The following is a 20,924-nucleotide window of genomic DNA, read 5'->3' as shown; positions in this document are numbered from 1 at the left end:
ATATAATAGGTTGAGGGGGTCTGATGAAAATTGGAAAAGGTTTATGAGACAAGACATGTATTTTTAGCAATCGCAATCGTTATCCTGCTTATTTCACCTATTCTCCTCCTGATCATACCAGAGAATGTTGCAGATACTTTATACTTTTCTCCTGATAATTGGGGTGTCATTGTACCAGGGAATGGGTATGTCCTATATATTGTTGCTTTTCTATTTTTATTACTAGCCTCAGCCATTCTTTTTGTACTCGATATTAAAAAGCTATCAATCGTAATGAGTATTGTTTTTCTATTAGCAAGTGGTGCTTCCTTTTATTTTGCATCAGCCACTTATACAATTTTTACAGATGATTCAATTTCATATAGAACTCTTTTTTCCAACGAACAACAAACATACCAGTGGGATGAAATAGAAAAAGGTTATTATTATGATCGTCTCCCAGGTGACGGTTTCTCTACTTATGAATTTTTCTTCATCGACGGAAACAGTATGACATTAACTGAAAATGGACATGTAAAAGAATTGAGTGGTGGTATACGCAGCAGAGTAATTGTTGAATATGTAAAACCGGAGGAAGCTTAATAAAAAAAGAACCGCGTACTTAATTCGAATAAGTACGCGGTTTTACTTTTACTTTTTAGCTAACAACTTCACAGCGAACTGGACAATCAATGCTAGACCAAGCCCAAACGAGGTGATTATAAATAAGGACAAGATGCCCATCAAGCCGCCTTGACCATTGAGATCTTGAATGTAGCTTCGAAATAATTCAAAGAATGCAATGACAAAAGCAGTAGAAAAAATATAAAAAGCTATTTTTAATTTATAAAATAATAATGCAGAAAAAGCAATCCCGATGATCAGACTGAAAACCGAAAACGCAACGAAGTTTAAGATTTCGATATCTTGTCCTAAAACATTTCGAAGACCAACGACTAACAGGACAAAAGAGATTAACCCTGTGACGATACCAACTTTACCGTAATTATTTTCCACCAAGTGCACCTACCTTCTTATCTATGATACAGAATAATAGGTAGTTTTTATAGGGAAATGGTTGAAAACTCGTTGAAACAATAAAAACCCCACTCGATAAGAGTGGGGTTTGGTTATCAAACATTAATATTTTTTAGCAATTATGACAAGTTTCCCGTGATCCAATTCTTCTTCGGCATCCGATGCTTCTTCTGCTGATAGACCAGCTGCTTCCATTTTGCTACGAAGTTCATCGCCACGAGACGAAATTAGGTTTTTCATAGTATCCAGAAAACCTTGGTCTTCCATACCGACAACTTCAGTATTCAAGGCATCCGAAATATCCTCTGATCTTTGTTTGTAATGTGCAAAGATATAAATCTCATCTCTCGAAAAACCTTGTGTTTCTAATTTCTCAACTTCTGCTTTTGCTTGCACTGAATTTTCCACAATAATTTTCATGTAACTTTTCCCGCCAATTAATGTATCTATTCTTTGTTTACCTGTAATTGACGTTTTTTAAACATCAGAAGAAAAAAATCTATTGATAACTACGAAACTACAATATTTCATAAAAAAAGAATGTAGGAAAGTACCTAGATAATAGGAAGTAAATGACTATTCTTCATCTTCAGAATCAGATTATATGGAAAAGTCGTTGTATTTAAAAAGTTTAATAGTATAATCTAAAATAAGCTACTATCTTTCAGTAGGCATTTACATTTGATCAGCATTATCTCCAAGAATACAAGCTTACTTAAAGGCTGTAGGAAAAACTCTACGAGGGGGAATTTAATTGAACAAGATGAAAATGCGTGCCTTACTATTTTTAGTCATGGGTATAATGCTTCTACTTTCGGCATGTGGTGGCGGAGGTAAGAGTAATATTGCAATCGGGCCGCCAGCGAGTGAGACGAACAACGTATCAAAGTTGATTTTAGAAGCGTACGGTATTGAAGAAGATAGCTACAATAAATTCCAAGAGGGTTTTGGTGATGCAGCAGACGGTGTTCAAGATGGAAATATTGATGTTTCCATTGGGGTTCTTGGTTTGCCAGCAGGTAGTATTGAAAGTTTACAAGCTTCAGCAGGCGATGTGAAAATGCTAAGCCTTTCTGACGAAGCCATTAAGTACATCGAGGAAAACTCAGGTTACAGACGACTCACGATTCCGAAAGATACGTATGAATTCTTGACAGAAGATGTTGAAACAGTGACAGCCTATGCGATTCTAATGGGTAACACAGATACGATTGATGAGGAACTGGGCTATCAATTAGCGAAAATTATGGTGGAAAATGCGAGTGAAAACACACATGATCAAGCCAAACAAATGACGCTTGAAAATGCATTAAGAGGTGCTGAAGGATTATTAATCCACCCAGGTGCTAAAAGATATTATGAAGAACAAGGACTCACTGTTGACAATGAGGTGGCAGAAATAACAGCAAATGAAAGTGATCGGAAATCTGAATTTATCCTAGGAACAGGGAGTCAAGGTGGAACGTATTATCCACTTGGTGGAGAAATGGCTAGTATTTGGAACAAATATATAGACGGCATGAATGTCACAAATACGGAAACTGGTGCTTCAGTAGAAAACCTTGCAACTATCAGGGATGGTCATATGGACTTGGGGATGTCGGTTCATGTACCTGCTGGGCAAGCACAAAACGGTGAGGCAGATTTCGAGGGGAATGAAGTGAAAAACGCTGCATTCATTGGTCATATTTATCCAGAAGTCATTCAAATTGTAACTAGAGAAAAAGCGAAAATTGATAGCTTTGAAGATTTGAAGTAATTATAGCGAATGACTTCCGAACTGAAAGGGGATGTGCGACGTGAAAACTGAAGAACAAGTCGATGCACAAGCAATCCTAGAAAAGTATGATAAAGAAAATCAATTTCGTACTCAAATTGGGAAATGGGCGTGGGTTGTAACATTTTTGGGTGTCGCATTGACAATCTTTCATTTATATACGGGGTATTTTGGAACGCTCCCAACGCAAAAACAAGGAGCGATACATTTAGGGACAGCATTAGGAATTGTATTCCTTCTTTATCCTGCAAAAAGAGCAATGATGAAGACGCAGAAAACTGTACCTTGGTACGATATAGTCCTTGCTTTTACTGCGATGTATGTCACATATCATAAAATCATTTTTTTCGATTCGATTTTACAAAGTCGAATTTCTGGATATAGCATGCCAGATATCATTATTTCGATTCTCGGTATCCTTCTGGTTCTTGAAGCGACGAGAAGGACTGTCGGGGTCCCAATTGTAATTGTTGCGAGTGTGGCCATTTTATACGCTATTTTCGGAAAGTGGGTCCCCACACAAATCTTATCGCATCCTGGATTTTCACTTGAACGACTTGCACCGAATCTTTGGTTCCAGGAAAGTGGTATTTTTGGAACACCTATTCAAATATCGGCGAAGTTTATCTATCTGTTTCTATTTTTTGGGGTCATATTAGTTAACACGCCAATAGGTAAGTTCTTTAATGATATTGCTTTTGCGCTTACAGGTCGTTTTACTGGTGGAACAGCAAAGGCGGCGGTGGTTGCAAGTGCACTCCAAGGTACTGTTTCTGGTAGCTCGGTAGGAAATACCGTCGCATCAGGATCTTTTACAATTCCAATGATGAAAAAATCTGGTTTTACACCTGAGTTTGCAGGCGCTACTGAAGCTTCTGCATCTACAGGCGGACAAATCATGCCACCGATGATGGGGGCTGCCGCTTTTATCATGATGGAATATTTAGGTGTATCCTATGGAACCATTATGTTGGCGGCACTTGTTCCGGCGATTCTATATTTTACTGGTATATTCATTGGTACACATTTTGAAGCAAAGAGACTAAAAATATTTGGAATGCCGAAAGACAAACTACCAATATTTAAAGATTTGATGATAAGAAATGGCTATATGCTTATTCCGTTATTCGTAATCATTGGAACAATCTCCATCGGTTATACACCACAACGAGCGGCATTATTTGGAATTCTTTCAGCTTTTCTTGTCGCTTATGTACGGAAAGAATCTCGTATGAACTTACGCCAAGTTGTGAATGTATTAGAACAAGGTGCGAGAGTAGCGCTTCCTGTAATTGCTGCTGTCGCAACTGCAGGGATTATCGCGGGTGTTGTTAGTATTACAGGATTAGGGTCTAAATTTGCAGCTGGTATTATCGCATTATCAGGTGGCCATCTCATTATGGCGCTCATTTTCACAATGGTCGCATGTATTATTCTGGGTATGGGTCTGCCAACGACAGCAAACTACGTAGTAACCGCAACCATTGCAGCACCTGTTCTTATTAATGATTTTATGGTTGCGCCGTTAGCTGCTCATATGTTTGTTTTCTATTTTGGAATCGTTGCAGACATCACACCACCTGTTTGTTTAGCAGCATATGCGGGTGCTGGAATAGCGAAAGCAAACCCGTTTAAAACTGGGGTCATCGCAGTAAAATTAGCCATTGCCGCATTCATCATTCCGTTTGTATTTATTTACAATCCAATATTGGTGCTTGTTGATGCGACACCGGTAAAATTAATACTTGCGGTAACGACAGCAGTATTGGGTATGATTGGTGTAAGTAGTGCGGTAATTGGTCATTTTGCTCGAAATTCAAGAATATGGGAACGTGTTGTATTATTTGGAGCAGGTATTTTATTAATTGTGCCGGAGTTCTTTACTAGCGCATTTGGATTTGTATTACTCATTTCAATATGGGTTCTTCAGTCAAGAAGACCTGATGAAGCCGAAGACAAATTTGAGTCGAGTACCATCACTGCATAAACAATTAAGAGCTAATCCATTTTGGGTTAGCTTTTTCTTAGGTTGAAATAATAGGTAGGGGGATATGTCGATGAAGCAGCGAGAAGTATTATCAGGCATAGAAGCATATAAACTTAAAACACCTAAGTCACTGGATTTTTCAAAATCCTCTAAGAATGTTATGCCAGGTGGTGTAACCGCCAATATTAAGTTTTTCGAACCATACCCGACAATTATGGAGAGTGGATCAGGCGCATATCTCATCGATGTCGACGGCAATGAATACGTAGATTATTTACTGTCTTACGGTGCTTTAATGACTGGTCATGGCCATCCAAAAGTTATAGAAGCGATTCGAAAACAAATTGACGTCGACGGGACCTTGTTATTTGGGACTCCACACCAATTGGAAGTTAAGATGGGGCAGAAAATTCAACAACTGTATCCAAGTATGGAAAAAATTCGTTATACAAATTCCGGTACTGAAGCAACATTGCTTTCGATTCGTCTGGCCCATGCGTATACGGGTAAATATAAAATCGCGAAATTCGAAGGTCATTACCACGGTGGATATGACCAAGTCTTATTAAGCATTAACCCTCCCGTACATGCAGCTGGTCCAGCGAACAATCCAATTGCTATATCCGAATCAAAAGGTATAGATCCCTATCATCTAGAAAATACAGTTATCTTGCCTTTTAACGATATTGACGCAACAAGGGAGATCCTCATGATTGAGAAAGATAATATAGCAGCGGTAATCATCGAACCTATTCAAGGCGGTTTCATCCCGGCGGAAAAGAGTTTTATGGATGAGTTACGAAAACTAACAACAGAATTAGATGTTCTGTTGATCTTTGATGAGGTGAAAACGGGTTTTAGGGTGAGTCTAGGTGGGGCTCAAGAGCTTTACGGTATCAAACCAGACATCACGACTTTAGGAAAGGTTGTCGGAGGAGGCTTTCCATTTGGAATTGTTGGAGGCAAAGTGGAAATAATGGAGATTAGCGCACCTTCTGCAGCATCAGATGTTTTTGATAGCAGCCAAAGTACAGGTTCAAGCGCTCAAGATGTTTTGTTTCATAGTGGAACCTATAACGGCCATCCTACGATACTTGCTGCAGGCCTAGCTACCATCGAAATATTGGAAAATGAAATACAGCAAGTTTTCAGCATGACGGAGAAATTAAAAACCGGAATCAATCAGTTGTTCGCTTTCAAAGGAATTAATTCGCAGACGATTGGTTTGGGATCTATATTTAATCTAGTTCTCACAGATAAAGAGCATGTACGAAATTACCGTGATTTACAACAGTCCAATTTTAGTTTGCGAAAAGACATTGATTATCATTTATTATCAATAGGGATATACACGAAACCACTTAATCGCTATAGTTTATCAACTATTCATAGAGAAAAGGAAATAGCTCGTACACTTGAAGCCTATGAAAAAGTATTGAATCGATTATTTTAAGGGAAACGGATTATTTATGGCGTGATGTAAATGCGCTGTAAATAATCCTTTTAATTCATATGCTATCGTCCTCTCATGCCTTTCCACGGTGCATATATTCCGCTTCCGCTTCTAAGTACTCGCCTTCACAAGAGTATAAGTAAAAAAAGTTGTTCCAATTTAAGTAATAAAGTAGTATAATAAGTGGATTGTAATTTTTGAAATGAGGAAACGACATGAAAAAAACAATTTATGGATTAACGCCAGAACAATTAGCTGATTGGTTAATTGAACACGGCCAAAAAAGATTTCGTGCTGAACAAATTTGGGACTGGCTATATAAAAAACGTGTGACGAATTTTACGGATATGAAAAATATAAATAAAGAATGCATTGAACAATTAGAAGAAGCGTTTGTCATCCAAACTTTGGAACAAACTGTTAAGCAGGAATCTGCGGATGGAACGATTAAGTTTTTATTTAAAATGGCAGATGGTAACTTAATCGAAACAGTATTGATGAAATTTCCATACGGCTATTCAGTTTGTGTCACAACTCAAGTAGGTTGTAATATTGGCTGTAGTTTCTGTGCGAGCGGATTGCTCAAAAAGAGCAGAGATTTAGTTGGTGGAGAAATTGTCGAGCAAATTATGAAAGTCCAGCATCATTTAGATGCTAAAGGATTGAATGAACGCGTTAGCCATATTGTCGTGATGGGAATCGGCGAACCGTTTGATAACTATACGAATTTAATGGACTTTTTACGTGTCGTCAATGCGCAAAAAGGACTTGGAATTGGTGCTCGTCATATTACGGTTTCAACGAGTGGTCTTGCACATAAAATTCGCGATTTTGCCGATGAGAATTTACAAGTGAATCTTGCTGTATCTTTACATGCACCTAATGATGAGTTGCGTACAAGCATTATGAAGATCAATAAAGCATTTCCTATTCAGAAGCTAATGGCATCCATCGATTATTATTTAGAAACGACGAATCGTCGTATTACATTCGAATACATTTTACTGAACGATGTGAATGATCATGTTGAAGAGGCAAAAGAACTTGCAAGATTGCTGGCAAACAAACGACATCTAGCGTATGTGAATTTAATCCCATATAATCCAGTCGATGAACACGGGCAATATAGTCGAAGTACACCAGAAGCGATTAAATCATTTTATGAAACATTGAAAAATGCTGGGATTAATTGTGGTGTGCGTCATGAACAGGGCACCGATATTGATGCAGCATGTGGACAACTAAGAAGTAAACAAATTAAGAAAACAAAAGCAGTATAACTAGTCGCCGGTACATCAAGTATAAAAATCTTGTTGTATCGGTTTTTTTAGATTCGTGATTTACCTATTATTTGGTATAATGTTAGTAAGAGGGGGAGTGCTTTGATGAAAAAGCGTTTTTTCATGCTATTATTATCGTTGATATTATTGTTATCTGCTTGTACGAAAGAAGAGGAGAAAGAAATTACGCCGATTGATCGATTAGCAGCGTATGTCGATTTATGGAATCAAGCTGAATTCACTAAAATGTTTGATGAATATCTAGTTGAACGATCAAAAGAATCATTTGGAAAAGAAGAGTTTATTGACCGGACAGAATTACTTTATAAGGATTTAGGTATCACAGAAGTCGCGGTTGAATTCGTCCAGCCTGAAGCTGAAGAAATTTACGTGAAGGAAGAAAGTTATTTTTATCCAGTTCACATTCAAATGGAAACCATTGCGGGTCCAATTGAATTTGAAAAAGAAGTTAAACTTGTAAATGAAGTGCGGGAAGAAGAAGACAATTGGTATATTGAATGGGATCCATCGTTCACATTACCGGATTTAATGAAACAAGATAAGGTTGGCGTTTCGACAACAGCATCTAATCGCGGTGAAATTTTCGATCGTCATGATAAAGCAGTTGCGATAAATGGATCAGGAATTGATGTAGGAGTTGTACCTGAACAATTTGATGTCGAGCAAAATGCAGAGAAACTGGCGAATATTCTAGGAACGACTTCAGAATATATTAATAATCAATTGAACCAAGCTTGGGTTCAACCGGATCAATACGTTCCGATTAAAAAATTAGCCTTTACGCAAGAAGCAATTTACGATGAAGCCAAACTAATTGCTGGTGTCCAGTCGAGGAAAACAGATCTAAGAGAGTATCCATATGCCGGGGCATTGGCGCATTTAATAGGCTACATAGGCCGTATTAATGCAGACGAATTAGAAAAGCTTAAAGAGAAAGGTTATTCGGAGTCTGATCTTGTTGGTAAGCGTGGACTCGAACAACTCCTCGAAGAAAAGCTCCGCGGGGAAGACGGTATTCGCATATATATTGAAAAGACTGATCATAATGCAGAAAGAATTACAATAGCTGAAAAGCCTGCTGTAGATGGGGAAAATGTTACGCTCACCATTGATGCAGACCTTCAGAAAAAAACATTTCTAGCTATGAACAATGAACCTGGGACTGCCGCTATAATCGACCCTAAAACAGGAGAGACACTTGTTTTAGCAAGTTCACCCGCATTCGATCCAAACGAATTCGCCATTGGCGTGAGTTCATCACGTTATAGCGAATTGACTGAGGATCCACGCGAGCCGATGCTCAATAGATTTGCGGCTACGTATGCACCAGGATCTGCGATCAAACCGGTAACTGCAGCCATTGGTTTGGCAGCAGGTACATTGAAACCAGAAAAAAGCTATACGATAAACGAAGATAAGTGGCAAAAAGATAGCTCATGGGGAAATTTCAAAGTTACGCGCTATTACAGTGCACCGAACCCAGTCGATTTGAAAAAGGCACTAGTCTACTCAGATAACATTTATTTTGCAATGGAAGCATTGTCCTTGGGCAGAGAAAATTTTGTTGATGGGTTTACTAAATTTGGTTTTGGTGAAGAAATCCCTTTTAGTTATCCAGTTAGAAAATCACAAATCTCGAATGATGGAACGATTTCCTCTGAAGGACAACTTGCAGATTCATCATTTGGACAAGGTCAAATGTTAATGAATATTGTCCATTTAGCTTCCAGTTATGCACCGATTATTAATGATGGAACAATGATGAAACCGATTTTATTCTCAGATGAAAAGCAGGGAGAAGTATGGAAAGAGGGACTTATTACTCCTGAACAAGCAGCAATTCTTCGGACGAATTTACGAGATGTGATTGTGGAAGGGGCCACCAAAGATATGGATCTCCCATCCATAAGTATTTCTGGGAAGACGGGCACAGCCGAACTTAAGTCTTCGCAGGATACATCAGGTAAGGAAAACGGCTTCTTTGTCGCTTATCCCACAGAAGACACTTCGTATATTATTGCCATGATGATTGAAGGCGTAGAAGATCAAGGCGGTAGTCTACATGTCGTGAAAAAGGTTGCAGAAGTAATTGCCAATTAAATAATTATCAACTGTCTATCACCTGTTTTTTTGGGGAGATAGGCAGTTTTTTATATACAAATAGACTTGCGATTAGTAATTTATTTTATAATTCTCTTTCTTTTTTCTTTCACTTATAGTAAGATGTTAATTATTCACCATTACGTATAAATATACAGTTATTCAATTAGAAAATAAATAGGGGAAATGACAAATGCAGAAAAAGCGTATCGTTGTTAAAATCGGAAGCAGCTCGTTAACGAACGACCGGGGTGAAATTGATCAAGATAAATTTAGTGATCATGTGAATGCATTGGCGGAACTTCGTCATGCAGGTCATGAAGTGCTTTTAGTGTCTTCAGGTGCAGTGGCTGCAGGTTTTGGGAGATTGGGATACAGTACAAGACCCATTACACTTAAAGGAAGACAGGCAGCCGCGGCTGTAGGCCAAAGTTTACTCATACAATCTTATATTGATAAATTCACGAAGTTTTCAATTGTTCCTGCTCAAATTTTGTTGACGCGGGATGATTTCACAAGTCGTGAGCGATTTAAAAATGCTTATGCGACGTTAACTGAATTGCTAGAACGGCGTATTTTACCGATTATTAATGAAAACGATACCGTTTCTGTAAGAGAGTTAACTTTTGGCGATAATGATATGTTGTCGGCATTGGTCAGTGGATTTATACGAGCAGATCAGTTAATCATTTTGACAGATGTCAATGGCCTTTACGATGGTAATCCCCATATTGACAAGACCGCTAAAAAAATTGAATCTCTTCATGAAATCACTGATGACATGTTAGCTTTTGCAAAAGACTCGGGCTCAAAAGTAGGAACAGGCGGCATGCAATCAAAGTTATTAGCCGCGAAAACCTCACTTTCTATCGGGGTCCCCGTATTCATAGGGACTGGCAGTGGAAAAGATAAGTTGTTGAATATTATTGAAGGGCACGGGGATGGCACTTATATTTCAAACGAAGTAAGAAATTCTATTAATATAAGTCAACAATGGATTGCCATGCACTCGGAAGCAACGGGTAAAATCTTCGTCGATAAAGGTGCAGAAGAAGCAATCTTGTACAAGAGTAAAAATTTATTGCCAGCGGGTATTTATCAAGTAAAAGGGAAATTTCACCGTGGTGATATTGTGGAAGTATTTGGGCTGAATGGTCTAATCGGAAAGGGCGAGGTCACTTATTCCTCTTCTGATTTGCTGAAAATGATGGGCAAGAAGAGTAAGGAACAGACGAAACGAGCCAGTTCAATGCCGGTTGAAGTGATACACCGTGATAAATGGGTCAGCATATAAAGGGAGGAATGTAAAATGAGTGAAATTGCATTATTAAATGAAGTTCAGATAAAAGGTAAAAAAGCAAAAGAGGTTTCTTCAGATTTAATCGGTATTTCTACAGAAAGAAAAAATGAGACGCTTAACTTAATTGCCAATCAATTGATTTTCGATACTGATTTTTTATTAACCGAAAACCAAAAAGATTTAGTGGCCGGAAAAGAAAAGGGTTTGACAGATGAGGTTTTAGATCGCATTATGTTATCCGAAGCGCGCATTAGAGCGATGGCTGATGGGATTAAATTATTAGTTCAATTACAAGATCCTGTCGGAGAAGTTATTGAATCTATTACGAAAGAGAATGGGCTATTGATCAATAAAAAACGCGTGCCAATTGGTGTGATCGGCATGATTTATGAGGCGCGACCAAATGTGACTGTAGATGCTGCGACATTGGCTTTAAAAACGGGTAATGCAGTGATACTTAGAGGGAGTTCTTCAGCAAAGTTTTCAAATCAGGCGCTTATCCAGTCAATTCACAAAGCACTTGGGAAGAGTGTTATTCCAGTTGACGCAGTGCAATTAATCGAGGATACCAGTCATGAAACGGCAAAAGAACTGTTTCAATTAAATGAGTATCTGGATGTGCTAATTCCACGTGGAGGTAAGAAATTAATAGAAACAGTAGTGAAACAATCGACCGTTCCAGTGTTGGAAACTGGCGCTGGGAATTGTCATTTATATATCGATGAAACTGCAGAATTAGAGATGGCGATTAAGATTGCGCTGAATGCGAAAATTCAACGTCCATCTGTTTGCAATGCAATCGAAACGATTCTTGTTCATGAAAATTGGTTTGCTGAGCATGGTGAAAAACTCATAAATGCACTTCATGAAAATCAAGTTAAAATCTTTGGAGATTCAACAGTAGTGGATCTATTTTCATTCGCAAATCAAATTGAGGAAGAAGATTGGTATACAGAGTATTTAGGGCTTGTGGTTGGCGTGAAAATTGTCGGTACTGTTAATGAAGCCATCACGCATATTAACCAATACGGTACAGGTCATTCCGAATCGATTATTACGAGTACTAAAAATCACGCGACACTCTTTTTAACAAAAGTCGATGCTGCCGCGGTGTATCACAATGCTTCGACACGTTTTACAGATGGATTTGAGTTTGGTTACGGGGCGGAAATCGGAATTAGTACGCAAAAGCTTCATGCAAGAGGGCCAATGGGACTGCAAGCGCTGACTTCAAGTAAGTTTGTAATTCAAGGTAACGGACAAATTCGAGAATGAATTTTCTATGAGAATTAATTTTCCGACTTTACGTTAAATTAACCTTTGTCATTTACTCTGAATAGACTGGAATAGCGTTTATCCAGAAACTATTTGGAGGTTATCTAAATGAGGAATTTAAGAAGCTTATTGTATTTTGTAACGGTCACACTGTTGCTAACTGGTTGCATATCGATTCCTACAGGGGATGGTGGGAAGATTAAGCTTAGTAAAGATAGCGTAGTGATAGAAGGCGAAGACGGTGAAAAATCCAACATTGATTTGGATACTGATGACGGTGGTGTTTCCATTACGACTGGTAAGGATGGAGAAGAATCAGAGATAACTGTAAATATGGGATCACATGCGGAGATTCCTGATGGGTTTCCACAAGACATTTCATTACCAGCAAAAGAATTTTTAGTCATGTCTAGCAGTTCGCCAAAAGATAAGGATGACGAACATAGTCTCAATTCGATTTCGTTATCTTATCAAGTTGAGGGTGATTTTGAAGACGTTAAAGAAAAGTATGACAAGTATTTAGTGAAGAATGATTATGAAGTCGAAAGGGTGGATATTGCACAGACGATGTACACAATTCAGGGGACAAAAGGAAATAATTCATTGTTGATTACTATTATTGCTGAAGATGAACTTTCCTACCTGTTACAATTAATGTATTTGTATGAGTGAAAACAACGTCTGTTAAACAAATCCATTACGAGTGGTTCAAATAACTATATTTTTACTGAGTAGGTAATCAATCTATTGATTACCTACTCAGTTTGTATTATATCCAATGAAATCTGTACCAGACGGACGATTACCTGTAGACTAGGTCGAACCGCTTCCACTGCTTTTTTTCAGGTGTAAGGTCCCGCATGCAAGCAAAACAACTTATCCCGCATTAACGGGCAGTAAGACGCCTACTTCAAGGCATATGTTAGACGATAAAGATAAGTGGTCGATCAACTGCCCGTAAATGCCCGATTGGTTCAACTAACAATCCGTTAGGAAGAATTGAACTGCATTCTTCTTCGGAGATGAAAAGCCCCCCCACGGATTGAAGTTTCACTTTATCCTATCAATAGGTGAAAACGCTGCTAGTCGAAACATGTTAAATGACCCGTTTAATGTCATTTTAATAATTCCTTAACATCCTTTATCATCTTATCCACATAAGATGCATCTACAAAATTATATTCCTTTACTAGATGTCCATTATTGTCAACTAAATAAAAATTCGAACTATGGATAACTTGTGTTGAGGCGACGGGTTTTTGTACGATGGTTTTAAATTGATCTCTGGCGAAAATTTCAATTTCGTCTTGTTTATAACCAGTCAGTAGGTTCCAATTCGATAAGTCATCAGTAAAGTCTGTCATATATGATTTTAGTTTACTGGGTGTATCAATTTTCGGGTCAACAGTAAATGACACGAACTCCACATCGAAATTTTTTTCTTTGAAAGTACGTTGGAGTGAAGCCATTTCTGCGGTCATTGGTTGGCAAATTGTTGTGTAATTTGTGAATATGAAATCAGCAATCCAGACAGTATCAGATAGCTCATTCAATCCAAAAGCTTCTCCTTCTTGATTGGTAAATGAAAATGGTTTGATTGTTTGCTCTTCCTGGTGTTTTGGCCCACACGCGAAAAGAAGAACAGCACAACTCAGCCGCTGAAGGAAACTTTAAGTTTCTTCAGCGGCATCCTCGTCTTCCCATTTTGGTAATTGAATCCGCACATTTGTCCCTTCAGTCGTACTACTCTCGATGGAAAATATTCCATCATGCAAACGAACGATTTCTTTTACAATGGAAAGACCTAAACCTGAACCACCCGTTGAACGATTTCTCGCCTTGTCTGTGCGGAAAAAACGTTCGCCAATCCGATGTAAATCTTCTTCAGAGATTGGTGTTCCTTGATTGGTCACTGAAAATTGTACATAAGCATCGTCTTCGACCAAACGAATATGGATCATATTGTTTTCAGTTGAATATTTGATTGCGTTATCCAAAACGTTATAGAAAACTTGTTGAATGCGCTGAGGGTCACCAAAGACGATGAGCTCTTCTTGAATGGTGACTTCGAGCGCCACATTTCGTCGGGAGACCTGAATCTTAAACAATTTAATCGTGTCTGTTAATAATTGTGCAATCGCAATCGGCTCAGATTCAATTGTATAAAAGTCTTCTTGTAAATGATTAAGCTCATTTAAATCATTGATTAACTTATTGAGTCGTTCGGCTTCTTTTTCGATGGTCATTAAATAGCTCTCGGCTTCTTCTGGAGATGTATAAATATTTTGTTTTAACGCTTGTGTATAGCCCATAATATAGGTAAGTGGGGTACGTAATTCATGAACAATATTGGACGTGAATTCCTTTTTTCTCTTCTCCTGTTGCCCAAGGGAATAGCTCATTGTATCAAATGCTTTTGTTAATTGGCCGATTTCATCGTCTGGCGTAAATTCAAGATACTTTGAATAATTTCCTTTAGAAACTTCAACAGCTTTTTGTTGAAGTTTTTTTAATGGGTTGAAAATCGATGCCCAAAAACGATTGACGATTAAAAATAGAAGTAAGAAAAATAGGGTGCCACTTACTAAGAGAATTGGAATACTATCGCGGAAAACGTCTTGAATGGCCGCTAGCGGTACATAAATGTAGATATATCCGATCAGGTTATTTTCGCCTTTTATTGGGAAAATTGCGCCAATGATTTCACGGTCGAATTCTTCAACAAACCCTTCTTTAAGCACATACTTGCCGTTATCTAATAAGGCCAAGTCTTGTTTGTCGATGAGCGTTTCATCATTGATTTTATAGGGGAAATAAGATGAGAGATCATCTAATTGATCGACGACAATAATTTCATATTCGGAGACGAGATTATACCATTGGATTTTTTCAATGATTTCGTCACTCAATTCCCCGTAATGATAATGAGACGCCGTTCTTTGACCTTGGTAAATGACGGATTCTTCAATACTGGCTAAATATAAATTTGAATATAAATAATGAATGAAGAAAAAAGAGAAAATTATTGTAAATCCAACACTAGATAGTAATAGGAAAAGTATTTTCTTACTGAATGTAAATCTGGATTTTTTCACCGATTACACCTCTAATTTATAGCCGATACCCCAAACAGTTTCAATCACTTCAGCATAAGTCCCTAGTTTAAGACGCAAAGTTTTAATATGGGTATCTACTGTTCGGTCTGTACTCTTGTGGTTTTCATCCCAAAGAAGGGCCAATAACTGCTCTCTTGAATAGACACGCCCTCTATTTTTTAATAGCAGTTGTAGAAGTCCGAATTCCTTCAACGTGAGTGATAAAGTTTTGCCATCGACTGTTGCGGTATGCGCAGATGCATCAATCACAAATGGGCCGACTTTCAACAAGCTTTGTGGATTGGGAATTTGATAGGTACGTCTAAGAACAGATTCGACACGGGCGATCATTTCTGCAGGGAGAAAAGGTTTAACGATATAGTCATCTCCAAGTTGGAGACCTTTCACTTTATCCCATTCATCACCTTTTGCAGATAGAAAAATAATTGGGACGGCGGAACTGCGTTTGACTTCTTCAGCAAATTGGAAGCCGTCCATATAAGGCATCATTACATCAACTATGACAAGGTCAGGCGACATTTTCTGGAGCTGTTCTAATGCGTCTACCCCATCAGTCGCTTCCACGACACGATATTGTTTAGATTCTAAGAACTTGCGCACAAGTTCTCTCATTTGACTTTCATCATCAACTATCATTATTGTATAAGCATTCATACAAACCACCTCATTCTTCAGTAAATATCTTTATATCTATTTTCAAGTAAAGTTATGAAGTTTGTGTGAAGCAATGAACTACTTCACATAAAGTTCTAAAACTCTCTTTATAATTATACTGGAGTTACCAGCAATTCATAATTAAACGTACAGGGGGATTCAAGTTGAAAAGAATAACTGGATTTTTAACAGTACTATTAATACTTGGCGTATTAGCGGCTTGTGGTAAGGAAGACGACATTCCTACAGAAGTAGCCTTACCGGAAATACTAGAAGTTGAACTAACAGTCACTGAAACAGCAGCGATAAATGAAACTGTGGACATGAAAGCTTTTGTTACACAGGGTGAAAATAAAATAGAAGACGCGAGTGAAGTTGTATTCGAGGTATGGGAGGAAGGCAAGAAGTCAGAAAGTGAAATGATTGATTCACTAAATGAAAAAGGTGGTATTTACACAGCAGACACCTCTTTTGACCATGATGGCTTATTTCATGTTCAGGTTCATGTCACTGCAAATGGCCAACACACAATGCCGTTAACTGAAGTGGTTGTTGGGGACGGTGGCCATTATGATGAACAAGCAGCAGAAGACCACTATCATGCTGAAGGTTTTTCTATGTATTTCACGGCACCAGAGGATCCAACTGCTGAGGTAGAAACATCATTGGTCGTTCAGATACAGATGGAGAATGAGCCTTTAGAAAATTTAAGAGTCCGTTATGAAATTTGGAGCGATTTATCCGAGAAACATGAGTGGGTAAATGCTGAAGAAACGAGTACAGGTGAATACACTGGAAAACATACATTTACGGAAGCAAGCACTTATCACGTTCAAATTCACGTTCAAGATGAGAATGAATTACATGAACATGAAACCTTTGATCTAATCGTTCAATAAGAAGAAAAGAACTATTTCGGGATCTCAACGAAATAGTTCTTTTTTTATTTCTAGTCTCATAGATTAAACATGGTTGCATATAATTTGAAATATGTTATAAATAGTATGTAAGCCTAATTCCTACTAAGTCAGTAAGAATAGTATGTATATAAAAGGGGTTTTATTATGGGACGTGAATTCATCGATATTTTTGATGGATGGATTGATTCGTATGATGCTTCAGTCGCAGGTAAGGATCCAGAGTACGCCGACGTTTTCGAAGGCTATAACGAAATACTGGCTGAAGTGGCAGATCAATCATTTGGAACAGTGCTTGAGTTTGGAACGGGAACAGGAAACCTTACTGCTAAATTAGTAGATAAAGGATTGACTGTCATTGGCGTTGAACCAAACGACGCCATGCGTAAATTTTCTAGCGAGCGATTTCCAATGCTGGATATTATAGATGGCGATTTATTAGATTTTAAAATAGATAATCTATCAATCGATACAATCGTTAGCTCCTACGTATTTCATCATTTAACAGATGACGAAAAAGGTGTAGCTCTTAAGAAGTATGCTGAGTTATTAGACGAAAACGGGAAAGTTATCTTTGCAGATACGATGTTTATAACCGAAGAAACGAAGCTAACACAAATTGTCAAAGAACGTTCACGTGGTTTTCATAACGTTGCAGATGATTTAGAACGTGAATATTACACAACAGTACCTGTATTAATGGAATTATTTATGACAGCAGGATTTGAAATTACAAGTAAACAAATGAATGACTATGTTTGGATCTTGAACGCGACAAAGAAGGCAAATATGTAAACACTGGGAGAGATAGACATGGAAAAATTAAATGTTGAAAGTTTTAACTTAGATCATACGAAAGTAGCTGCACCATATGTGCGCTTAGCAGGAACAAAAATAGGTGAAAAAGGCGACGAAATCTATAAATACGATCTCCGGTTTACACAACCAAATACTGAGTTCATGAAAATGGATGCACTCCATTCCATTGAACATATCATGGCTGAAAACATTCGTAATCACACAGATCAGGTAGTGGATCTAAGTCCAATGGGATGTCAAACGGGTTTCTATTTAACGGTTATTAACCACGATAATTACGATGAGATTCTAGTGATTTTAGAAAAAACATTACAAGATGTGTTAGCAGCAACGGTAGTTCCAGCATGTAACGTCGTTCAATGTGGATGGGCTGCAAACCATAGTTTAGAAGGCGCAAAAGAATTGGCGGAAAATATGCTCGCGAAAAAAGATGAATGGCATCAAGTGTACAAAGAGGCAAAGTAATGAAAGTATATAAAAATGTGCAGGAATTAATAGGGAATACACCAATTGTTGAAATTAATCACATACCTATTCCTAATAATTGTCGTATTTTTGCAAAGCTCGAGTATTTAAATCCAGGTGGTAGTGTAAAAGATCGACTCGGTCTTTCTCTTATTGAGGATGCTGAGCAGTCGGGTGCTCTAAAGCCGGGCGGAACAATCATCGAACCGACCGCAGGGAATACGGGAATAGGTCTAGCACTGGCGGCAATTGGAAAAGGGTACCATGTGAAGTTTGTTGTACCGAAGAAGTTTAGTATGGAAAAACAAACATTAATGCGCGCACTTGGTGCTGAAATTATCCATACAGAAACGGACCTAGGGATGACGGGTGCTATAAAAAAAGCACAGGAACTCGTTTCGGAAATCCCAGGCGCTTATTCTCCTTCACAGTTTTCCAATCCAGCCAATCCTGCGACTTATGTGAAAACACTTGGCCCTGAACTCTGGAATGATATGGACGGCCAAATTGGTATCTTTGTTGCAGGCGGGGGAACTGGCGGAACTTTCATGGGAACAGCCGAGTATTTAAAAATGAAAAACAACCTCGTGAAAACAGTCATTGTTGAACCAGAAGGCTCGATTTTAAATGGTGGAAAAGCAGGATCCCACGTCACAGAAGGAATTGGCATGGAATTCATCCCGAACTATATGGATACATCCTATTTTGATGCGATCCATACAATAAGTGACAAAGAAGCCTTTAAGCAATTGCGGCAACTTGCCAAATTCGAAGGTTTACTTGTTGGAAGCTCTTCAGGGTCTGCATTTAGTGGGGCATTACAGGAAGCAAAAAGTGCAAAAGAAGGCAGTCACATCGTCACTATATTTCCAGACTCGAGCGAACGTTATTTAAGTCAAAACATCTATGATTTGTTTAAAGGGAGCGAATAATTTGCGAGCAAAAACGAAGTTAATTCACGGTGGAATCGTAGGAGACGAAACGACAGGTGCTGTGACAACACCTATTTATCAAGTGAGTACGTACAAACAACAATCAGTCGGGGTATTTAACGGTTATGAGTATTCAAGAACTGGCAATCCTACACGACATGCTCTGGAAGTATTAATCAGTGATTTAGAAGGCGGTAAAGCCGGGTTTGCTTTTGGATCTGGAATGGCGGCAATTAGTTCGGTGATGATGCTGTTTAGTAAAGGGGACCATGTCGTCTTCACGGATGATGTTTACGGTGGGACTTACAGGGTCATGACAAAAGTATTGAATCGGTTTGGAATCTCCTCGACATTTGTTGATTCAAGTGATATTACTGAAGTCGAAGCGGCGATTGGGAAAAACACGAAAGCAATATTTTTAGAATCGCCAACCAATCCTTTGCTAAAAGTGACAGATATTGAAGCAGTCGCTAAACTTGCAAAGGAAAAAGGATTACTAACGATTGTTGATAATACATTTATGACGCCTTATTTCCAACAACCCATTGCACAAGGGGCAGATATCGTTCTGCACAGTGCAACGAAATATATCGGTGGACATAGCGATGTCGTCGCTGGGCTCGTCGTTGTCTCAACCGAAGAACTAGCAGAGGAAATGCATTTCATCCAAAACTCAGTGGGCGCTATTCTTGGGCCGCAGGATTCATGGTTATTAATACGCGGGATAAAAACGTTGGGCCTTCGTATGGAAGAGCATAATGAAAATGCCTTGAAGATTGCAAAGTATTTAGTTGAACATGATGCCATTGGAAAAGTATATTATCCAGGTTTAGAAGACCATCCTGGTTATGAACTTATGACGAAGCAAGCAACTGGTTTTGGCGGAATGATCTCATTTGATGTTGGAAGTGAAGAAAAGGCGGATGAACTACTAGCGAAATTGCGTTACTTTACACTTGCTGAAAGTTTAGGCGCTGTTGAAAGCTTAATTTCAATCCCGGCGAGAATGACACACGCATCGATTCCAAGTGATCGTAGACAAGAACTAGGTATTACAGACGGCCTTGTTCGTATATCTGTTGGGATTGAAGATGTAGAAGATTTACTTGAGGATTTGGAACAGGCTTTAGCATAAAAATATGATTGATAAAAAGATTGGCCATGCAGAAGATGCATTAGCCAATCTTTTTATGTGAAATTAAATATTGCAATGTATTAAAAAGTATTGTTTGATAGCTGGTATCGGTTTATTTACTTATCTGATAATATATTAATAAAGAGGTGGTCCAGTTGAGGAATAAAGTCTTATTAATTTTGATGAGTATATGTAGCGGCTTACTTTTTTTCTTTATTAATCAAATGACACCCCATCCAGGTCAGACTTCTGGAAACGGAAACCCTGCAATTCCATTAATCATTTTACTATTTTTCCCGTTTTGTTATTTAGTATTTTTATGGCTAAAAACATTCAATAATATTGTAATTAAAAGGTTACATCTTATTTTCGCCATGATAATAATAGCTATCTTTTGGATTATTGGTGTACTTTATCAAAAAGCCGCGTTTATAGTCCACCGCGATGTTTTAGCAGAAGCACATAAGATGAAATATGGTTCGACTGATTGGGAATATATAAATCAAATAACATCATCAATTTTATCTATACACGTCAATAATCACTATTTCAATGTAGTCACTTACTTTATATTTATTTCAGCCTCATTGTTCATTGCAATTATATTTAAATTCATAAAGGATTTTACATCTCAGCCTAGGGAGTCTTTTTAATTCTTTATCATCATCATTTGATA

Annotated in this window: 21 protein-coding genes; 15 read left to right on the top strand and 6 right to left on the bottom strand. The window is 38.1% G+C overall.

Annotated elements, in window-relative coordinates:
- Positions 1-30 precede the first annotated feature (30 nt).
- The gene (locus tag AC25Y1_RS00945) at positions 31-582 is read left to right on the top strand and encodes a hypothetical protein (protein WP_488146059.1); all 552 of its coding nucleotides are present in this window, start codon (positions 31-33) and stop codon (positions 580-582) included.
- A gap of 48 nt (positions 583-630) precedes the next feature.
- Here the strand turns inward: AC25Y1_RS00945 and AC25Y1_RS00940 are convergent, their stop codons facing one another.
- Together AC25Y1_RS00940 and AC25Y1_RS00935 are read right to left on the bottom strand one after the other, a co-directional pair.
- The gene (locus AC25Y1_RS00940; RefSeq protein WP_488146058.1) at positions 631-999 is read right to left on the bottom strand and encodes a hypothetical protein; all 369 of its coding nucleotides are present in this window, start codon (positions 997-999) and stop codon (positions 631-633) included.
- Positions 1,000-1,119: 120 nt separating this feature from the next.
- Positions 1,120-1,437, bottom strand: coding sequence for a YflT domain-containing protein (locus AC25Y1_RS00935; RefSeq protein ID WP_488146057.1), 318 nt, complete (start codon positions 1,435-1,437; stop codon positions 1,120-1,122).
- A gap of 343 nt (positions 1,438-1,780) precedes the next feature.
- On the opposite strand from AC25Y1_RS00935, the gene AC25Y1_RS00930 reads away from it, so the two are divergent.
- The 8 genes from AC25Y1_RS00930 (at position 1,781) to AC25Y1_RS00895 (ending at position 12,882) form a co-directional block, all read left to right on the top strand.
- Positions 1,781-2,776: a TAXI family TRAP transporter solute-binding subunit gene (locus tag AC25Y1_RS00930; RefSeq protein ID WP_488146373.1), complete on the top strand. Its 996-nt coding sequence runs from the start codon at positions 1,781-1,783 to the stop codon at positions 2,774-2,776.
- A gap of 40 nt (positions 2,777-2,816) precedes the next feature.
- On the top strand, positions 2,817-4,781 hold the full coding sequence (locus AC25Y1_RS00925) for a TRAP transporter permease (RefSeq protein WP_488146056.1): 1,965 nt from the start codon (positions 2,817-2,819) through the stop codon (positions 4,779-4,781).
- Between the two features lie 70 nt (positions 4,782-4,851).
- Positions 4,852-6,234 (top strand): aspartate aminotransferase family protein, encoded by a 1,383-nt coding sequence (locus tag AC25Y1_RS00920; RefSeq protein WP_488146055.1) that lies wholly within the window; start codon positions 4,852-4,854, stop codon positions 6,232-6,234.
- A 215-nt stretch (positions 6,235-6,449) separates the two neighbouring features.
- The gene (gene rlmN / locus AC25Y1_RS00915) at positions 6,450-7,514 is read left to right on the top strand and encodes a dual-specificity RNA methyltransferase RlmN (RefSeq protein ID WP_488146054.1); all 1,065 of its coding nucleotides are present in this window, start codon (positions 6,450-6,452) and stop codon (positions 7,512-7,514) included.
- Between the two features lie 105 nt (positions 7,515-7,619).
- A complete protein-coding gene (locus tag AC25Y1_RS00910; protein WP_488146053.1) occupies positions 7,620-9,635 on the top strand; it encodes a penicillin-binding transpeptidase domain-containing protein in 2,016 nt (671 codons plus the stop codon).
- A gap of 193 nt (positions 9,636-9,828) precedes the next feature.
- On the top strand, positions 9,829-10,929 hold the full coding sequence (gene proB / locus AC25Y1_RS00905; protein ID WP_488146052.1) for a glutamate 5-kinase: 1,101 nt from the start codon (positions 9,829-9,831) through the stop codon (positions 10,927-10,929).
- 15 nt (positions 10,930-10,944) lie between these two features.
- Entirely contained in the window at positions 10,945-12,210 is a 1,266-nt protein-coding gene (locus AC25Y1_RS00900) for a glutamate-5-semialdehyde dehydrogenase (RefSeq protein ID WP_488146051.1), read from the top strand.
- Between the two features lie 108 nt (positions 12,211-12,318).
- The gene (locus AC25Y1_RS00895) at positions 12,319-12,882 is read left to right on the top strand and encodes a hypothetical protein (RefSeq protein WP_488146050.1); all 564 of its coding nucleotides are present in this window, start codon (positions 12,319-12,321) and stop codon (positions 12,880-12,882) included.
- 250 nt (positions 12,883-13,132) lie between these two features.
- On the opposite strand, the gene AC25Y1_RS00890 is transcribed toward AC25Y1_RS00895, so the two are convergent.
- The 4 genes from AC25Y1_RS00890 to AC25Y1_RS00875 form a co-directional block, all read right to left on the bottom strand.
- Positions 13,133-13,264, bottom strand: a complete 132-nt coding sequence (locus tag AC25Y1_RS00890) for a hypothetical protein (protein WP_488146049.1) — start codon at positions 13,262-13,264, stop codon at positions 13,133-13,135.
- A gap of 61 nt (positions 13,265-13,325) precedes the next feature.
- Positions 13,326-13,865, bottom strand: coding sequence for an SCO family protein (locus tag AC25Y1_RS00885; RefSeq protein WP_488146372.1), 540 nt, complete (start codon positions 13,863-13,865; stop codon positions 13,326-13,328).
- A gap of 15 nt (positions 13,866-13,880) precedes the next feature.
- Entirely contained in the window at positions 13,881-15,305 is a 1,425-nt protein-coding gene (locus AC25Y1_RS00880; RefSeq protein ID WP_488146048.1) for a sensor histidine kinase, read from the bottom strand.
- A gap of 3 nt (positions 15,306-15,308) precedes the next feature.
- Positions 15,309-15,980: a response regulator transcription factor gene (locus tag AC25Y1_RS00875; RefSeq protein ID WP_488146047.1), complete on the bottom strand. Its 672-nt coding sequence runs from the start codon at positions 15,978-15,980 to the stop codon at positions 15,309-15,311.
- A 164-nt stretch (positions 15,981-16,144) separates the two neighbouring features.
- Between AC25Y1_RS00875 and AC25Y1_RS00870 the strand changes: the two genes are divergently transcribed.
- The 6 genes from AC25Y1_RS00870 to AC25Y1_RS00845 all read left to right on the top strand — a co-directional run bounded on the left by AC25Y1_RS00870 (position 16,145) and on the right by AC25Y1_RS00845 (position 20,901).
- The gene (locus AC25Y1_RS00870; protein ID WP_488146046.1) at positions 16,145-16,879 is read left to right on the top strand and encodes a FixH family protein; all 735 of its coding nucleotides are present in this window, start codon (positions 16,145-16,147) and stop codon (positions 16,877-16,879) included.
- A 165-nt stretch (positions 16,880-17,044) separates the two neighbouring features.
- Positions 17,045-17,692, top strand: coding sequence for a class I SAM-dependent methyltransferase (locus AC25Y1_RS00865; RefSeq protein WP_488146045.1), 648 nt, complete (start codon positions 17,045-17,047; stop codon positions 17,690-17,692).
- A gap of 18 nt (positions 17,693-17,710) precedes the next feature.
- A complete protein-coding gene (locus AC25Y1_RS00860; RefSeq protein ID WP_488146044.1) occupies positions 17,711-18,181 on the top strand; it encodes an S-ribosylhomocysteine lyase in 471 nt (156 codons plus the stop codon).
- Positions 18,181-19,113: a PLP-dependent cysteine synthase family protein gene (locus tag AC25Y1_RS00855; protein WP_488146043.1), complete on the top strand. Its 933-nt coding sequence runs from the start codon at positions 18,181-18,183 to the stop codon at positions 19,111-19,113. Before AC25Y1_RS00860 ends, AC25Y1_RS00855 begins: the two co-directional genes overlap by 1 nt.
- Before the next feature lies 1 nt (position 19,114).
- Entirely contained in the window at positions 19,115-20,248 is a 1,134-nt protein-coding gene (locus AC25Y1_RS00850) for a bifunctional cystathionine gamma-lyase/homocysteine desulfhydrase (RefSeq protein ID WP_488146042.1), read from the top strand.
- 224 nt (positions 20,249-20,472) lie between these two features.
- Positions 20,473-20,901, top strand: coding sequence for a hypothetical protein (locus AC25Y1_RS00845; protein ID WP_488146041.1), 429 nt, complete (start codon positions 20,473-20,475; stop codon positions 20,899-20,901).
- Positions 20,902-20,924 lie beyond the last annotated feature (23 nt).

This window comes from Sporosarcina sp. Y1009 (assembly GCF_057669865.1).
Note: the sequence above shows the minus strand (reverse complement) of the source record. Positions and strands in the feature narration are given on the sequence as shown.

What these genes read in the sequence shown, in the direction of transcription:
- AC25Y1_RS00935 (WP_488146057.1), bottom strand. Translation starts at nt 1,437, where the DNA reads ATGAAAATTATTGTGGAAAATTCAGTGCAAGCAAAAGCAGAAGTTGAG.
- AC25Y1_RS00930 (WP_488146373.1), top strand. Translation starts at nt 1,781, where the DNA reads ATGAAAATGCGTGCCTTACTATTTTTAGTCATGGGTATAATGCTTCTA.
- AC25Y1_RS00920 (WP_488146055.1), top strand. Translation starts at nt 4,852, where the DNA reads ATGAAGCAGCGAGAAGTATTATCAGGCATAGAAGCATATAAACTTAAA.
- rlmN (WP_488146054.1), top strand. Translation starts at nt 6,450, where the DNA reads ATGAAAAAAACAATTTATGGATTAACGCCAGAACAATTAGCTGATTGG.
- AC25Y1_RS00910 (WP_488146053.1), top strand. Translation starts at nt 7,620, where the DNA reads ATGAAAAAGCGTTTTTTCATGCTATTATTATCGTTGATATTATTGTTA.
- proB (WP_488146052.1), top strand. Translation starts at nt 9,829, where the DNA reads ATGCAGAAAAAGCGTATCGTTGTTAAAATCGGAAGCAGCTCGTTAACG.
- AC25Y1_RS00900 (WP_488146051.1), top strand. Translation starts at nt 10,945, where the DNA reads ATGAGTGAAATTGCATTATTAAATGAAGTTCAGATAAAAGGTAAAAAA.
- AC25Y1_RS00895 (WP_488146050.1), top strand. Translation starts at nt 12,319, where the DNA reads ATGAGGAATTTAAGAAGCTTATTGTATTTTGTAACGGTCACACTGTTG.
- AC25Y1_RS00875 (WP_488146047.1), bottom strand. Translation starts at nt 15,980, where the DNA reads ATGAATGCTTATACAATAATGATAGTTGATGATGAAAGTCAAATGAGA.
- AC25Y1_RS00865 (WP_488146045.1), top strand. Translation starts at nt 17,045, where the DNA reads ATGGGACGTGAATTCATCGATATTTTTGATGGATGGATTGATTCGTAT.
- AC25Y1_RS00860 (WP_488146044.1), top strand. Translation starts at nt 17,711, where the DNA reads ATGGAAAAATTAAATGTTGAAAGTTTTAACTTAGATCATACGAAAGTA.
- AC25Y1_RS00855 (WP_488146043.1), top strand. Translation starts at nt 18,181, where the DNA reads ATGAAAGTATATAAAAATGTGCAGGAATTAATAGGGAATACACCAATT.
- AC25Y1_RS00845 (WP_488146041.1), top strand. Translation starts at nt 20,473, where the DNA reads ATGACACCCCATCCAGGTCAGACTTCTGGAAACGGAAACCCTGCAATT.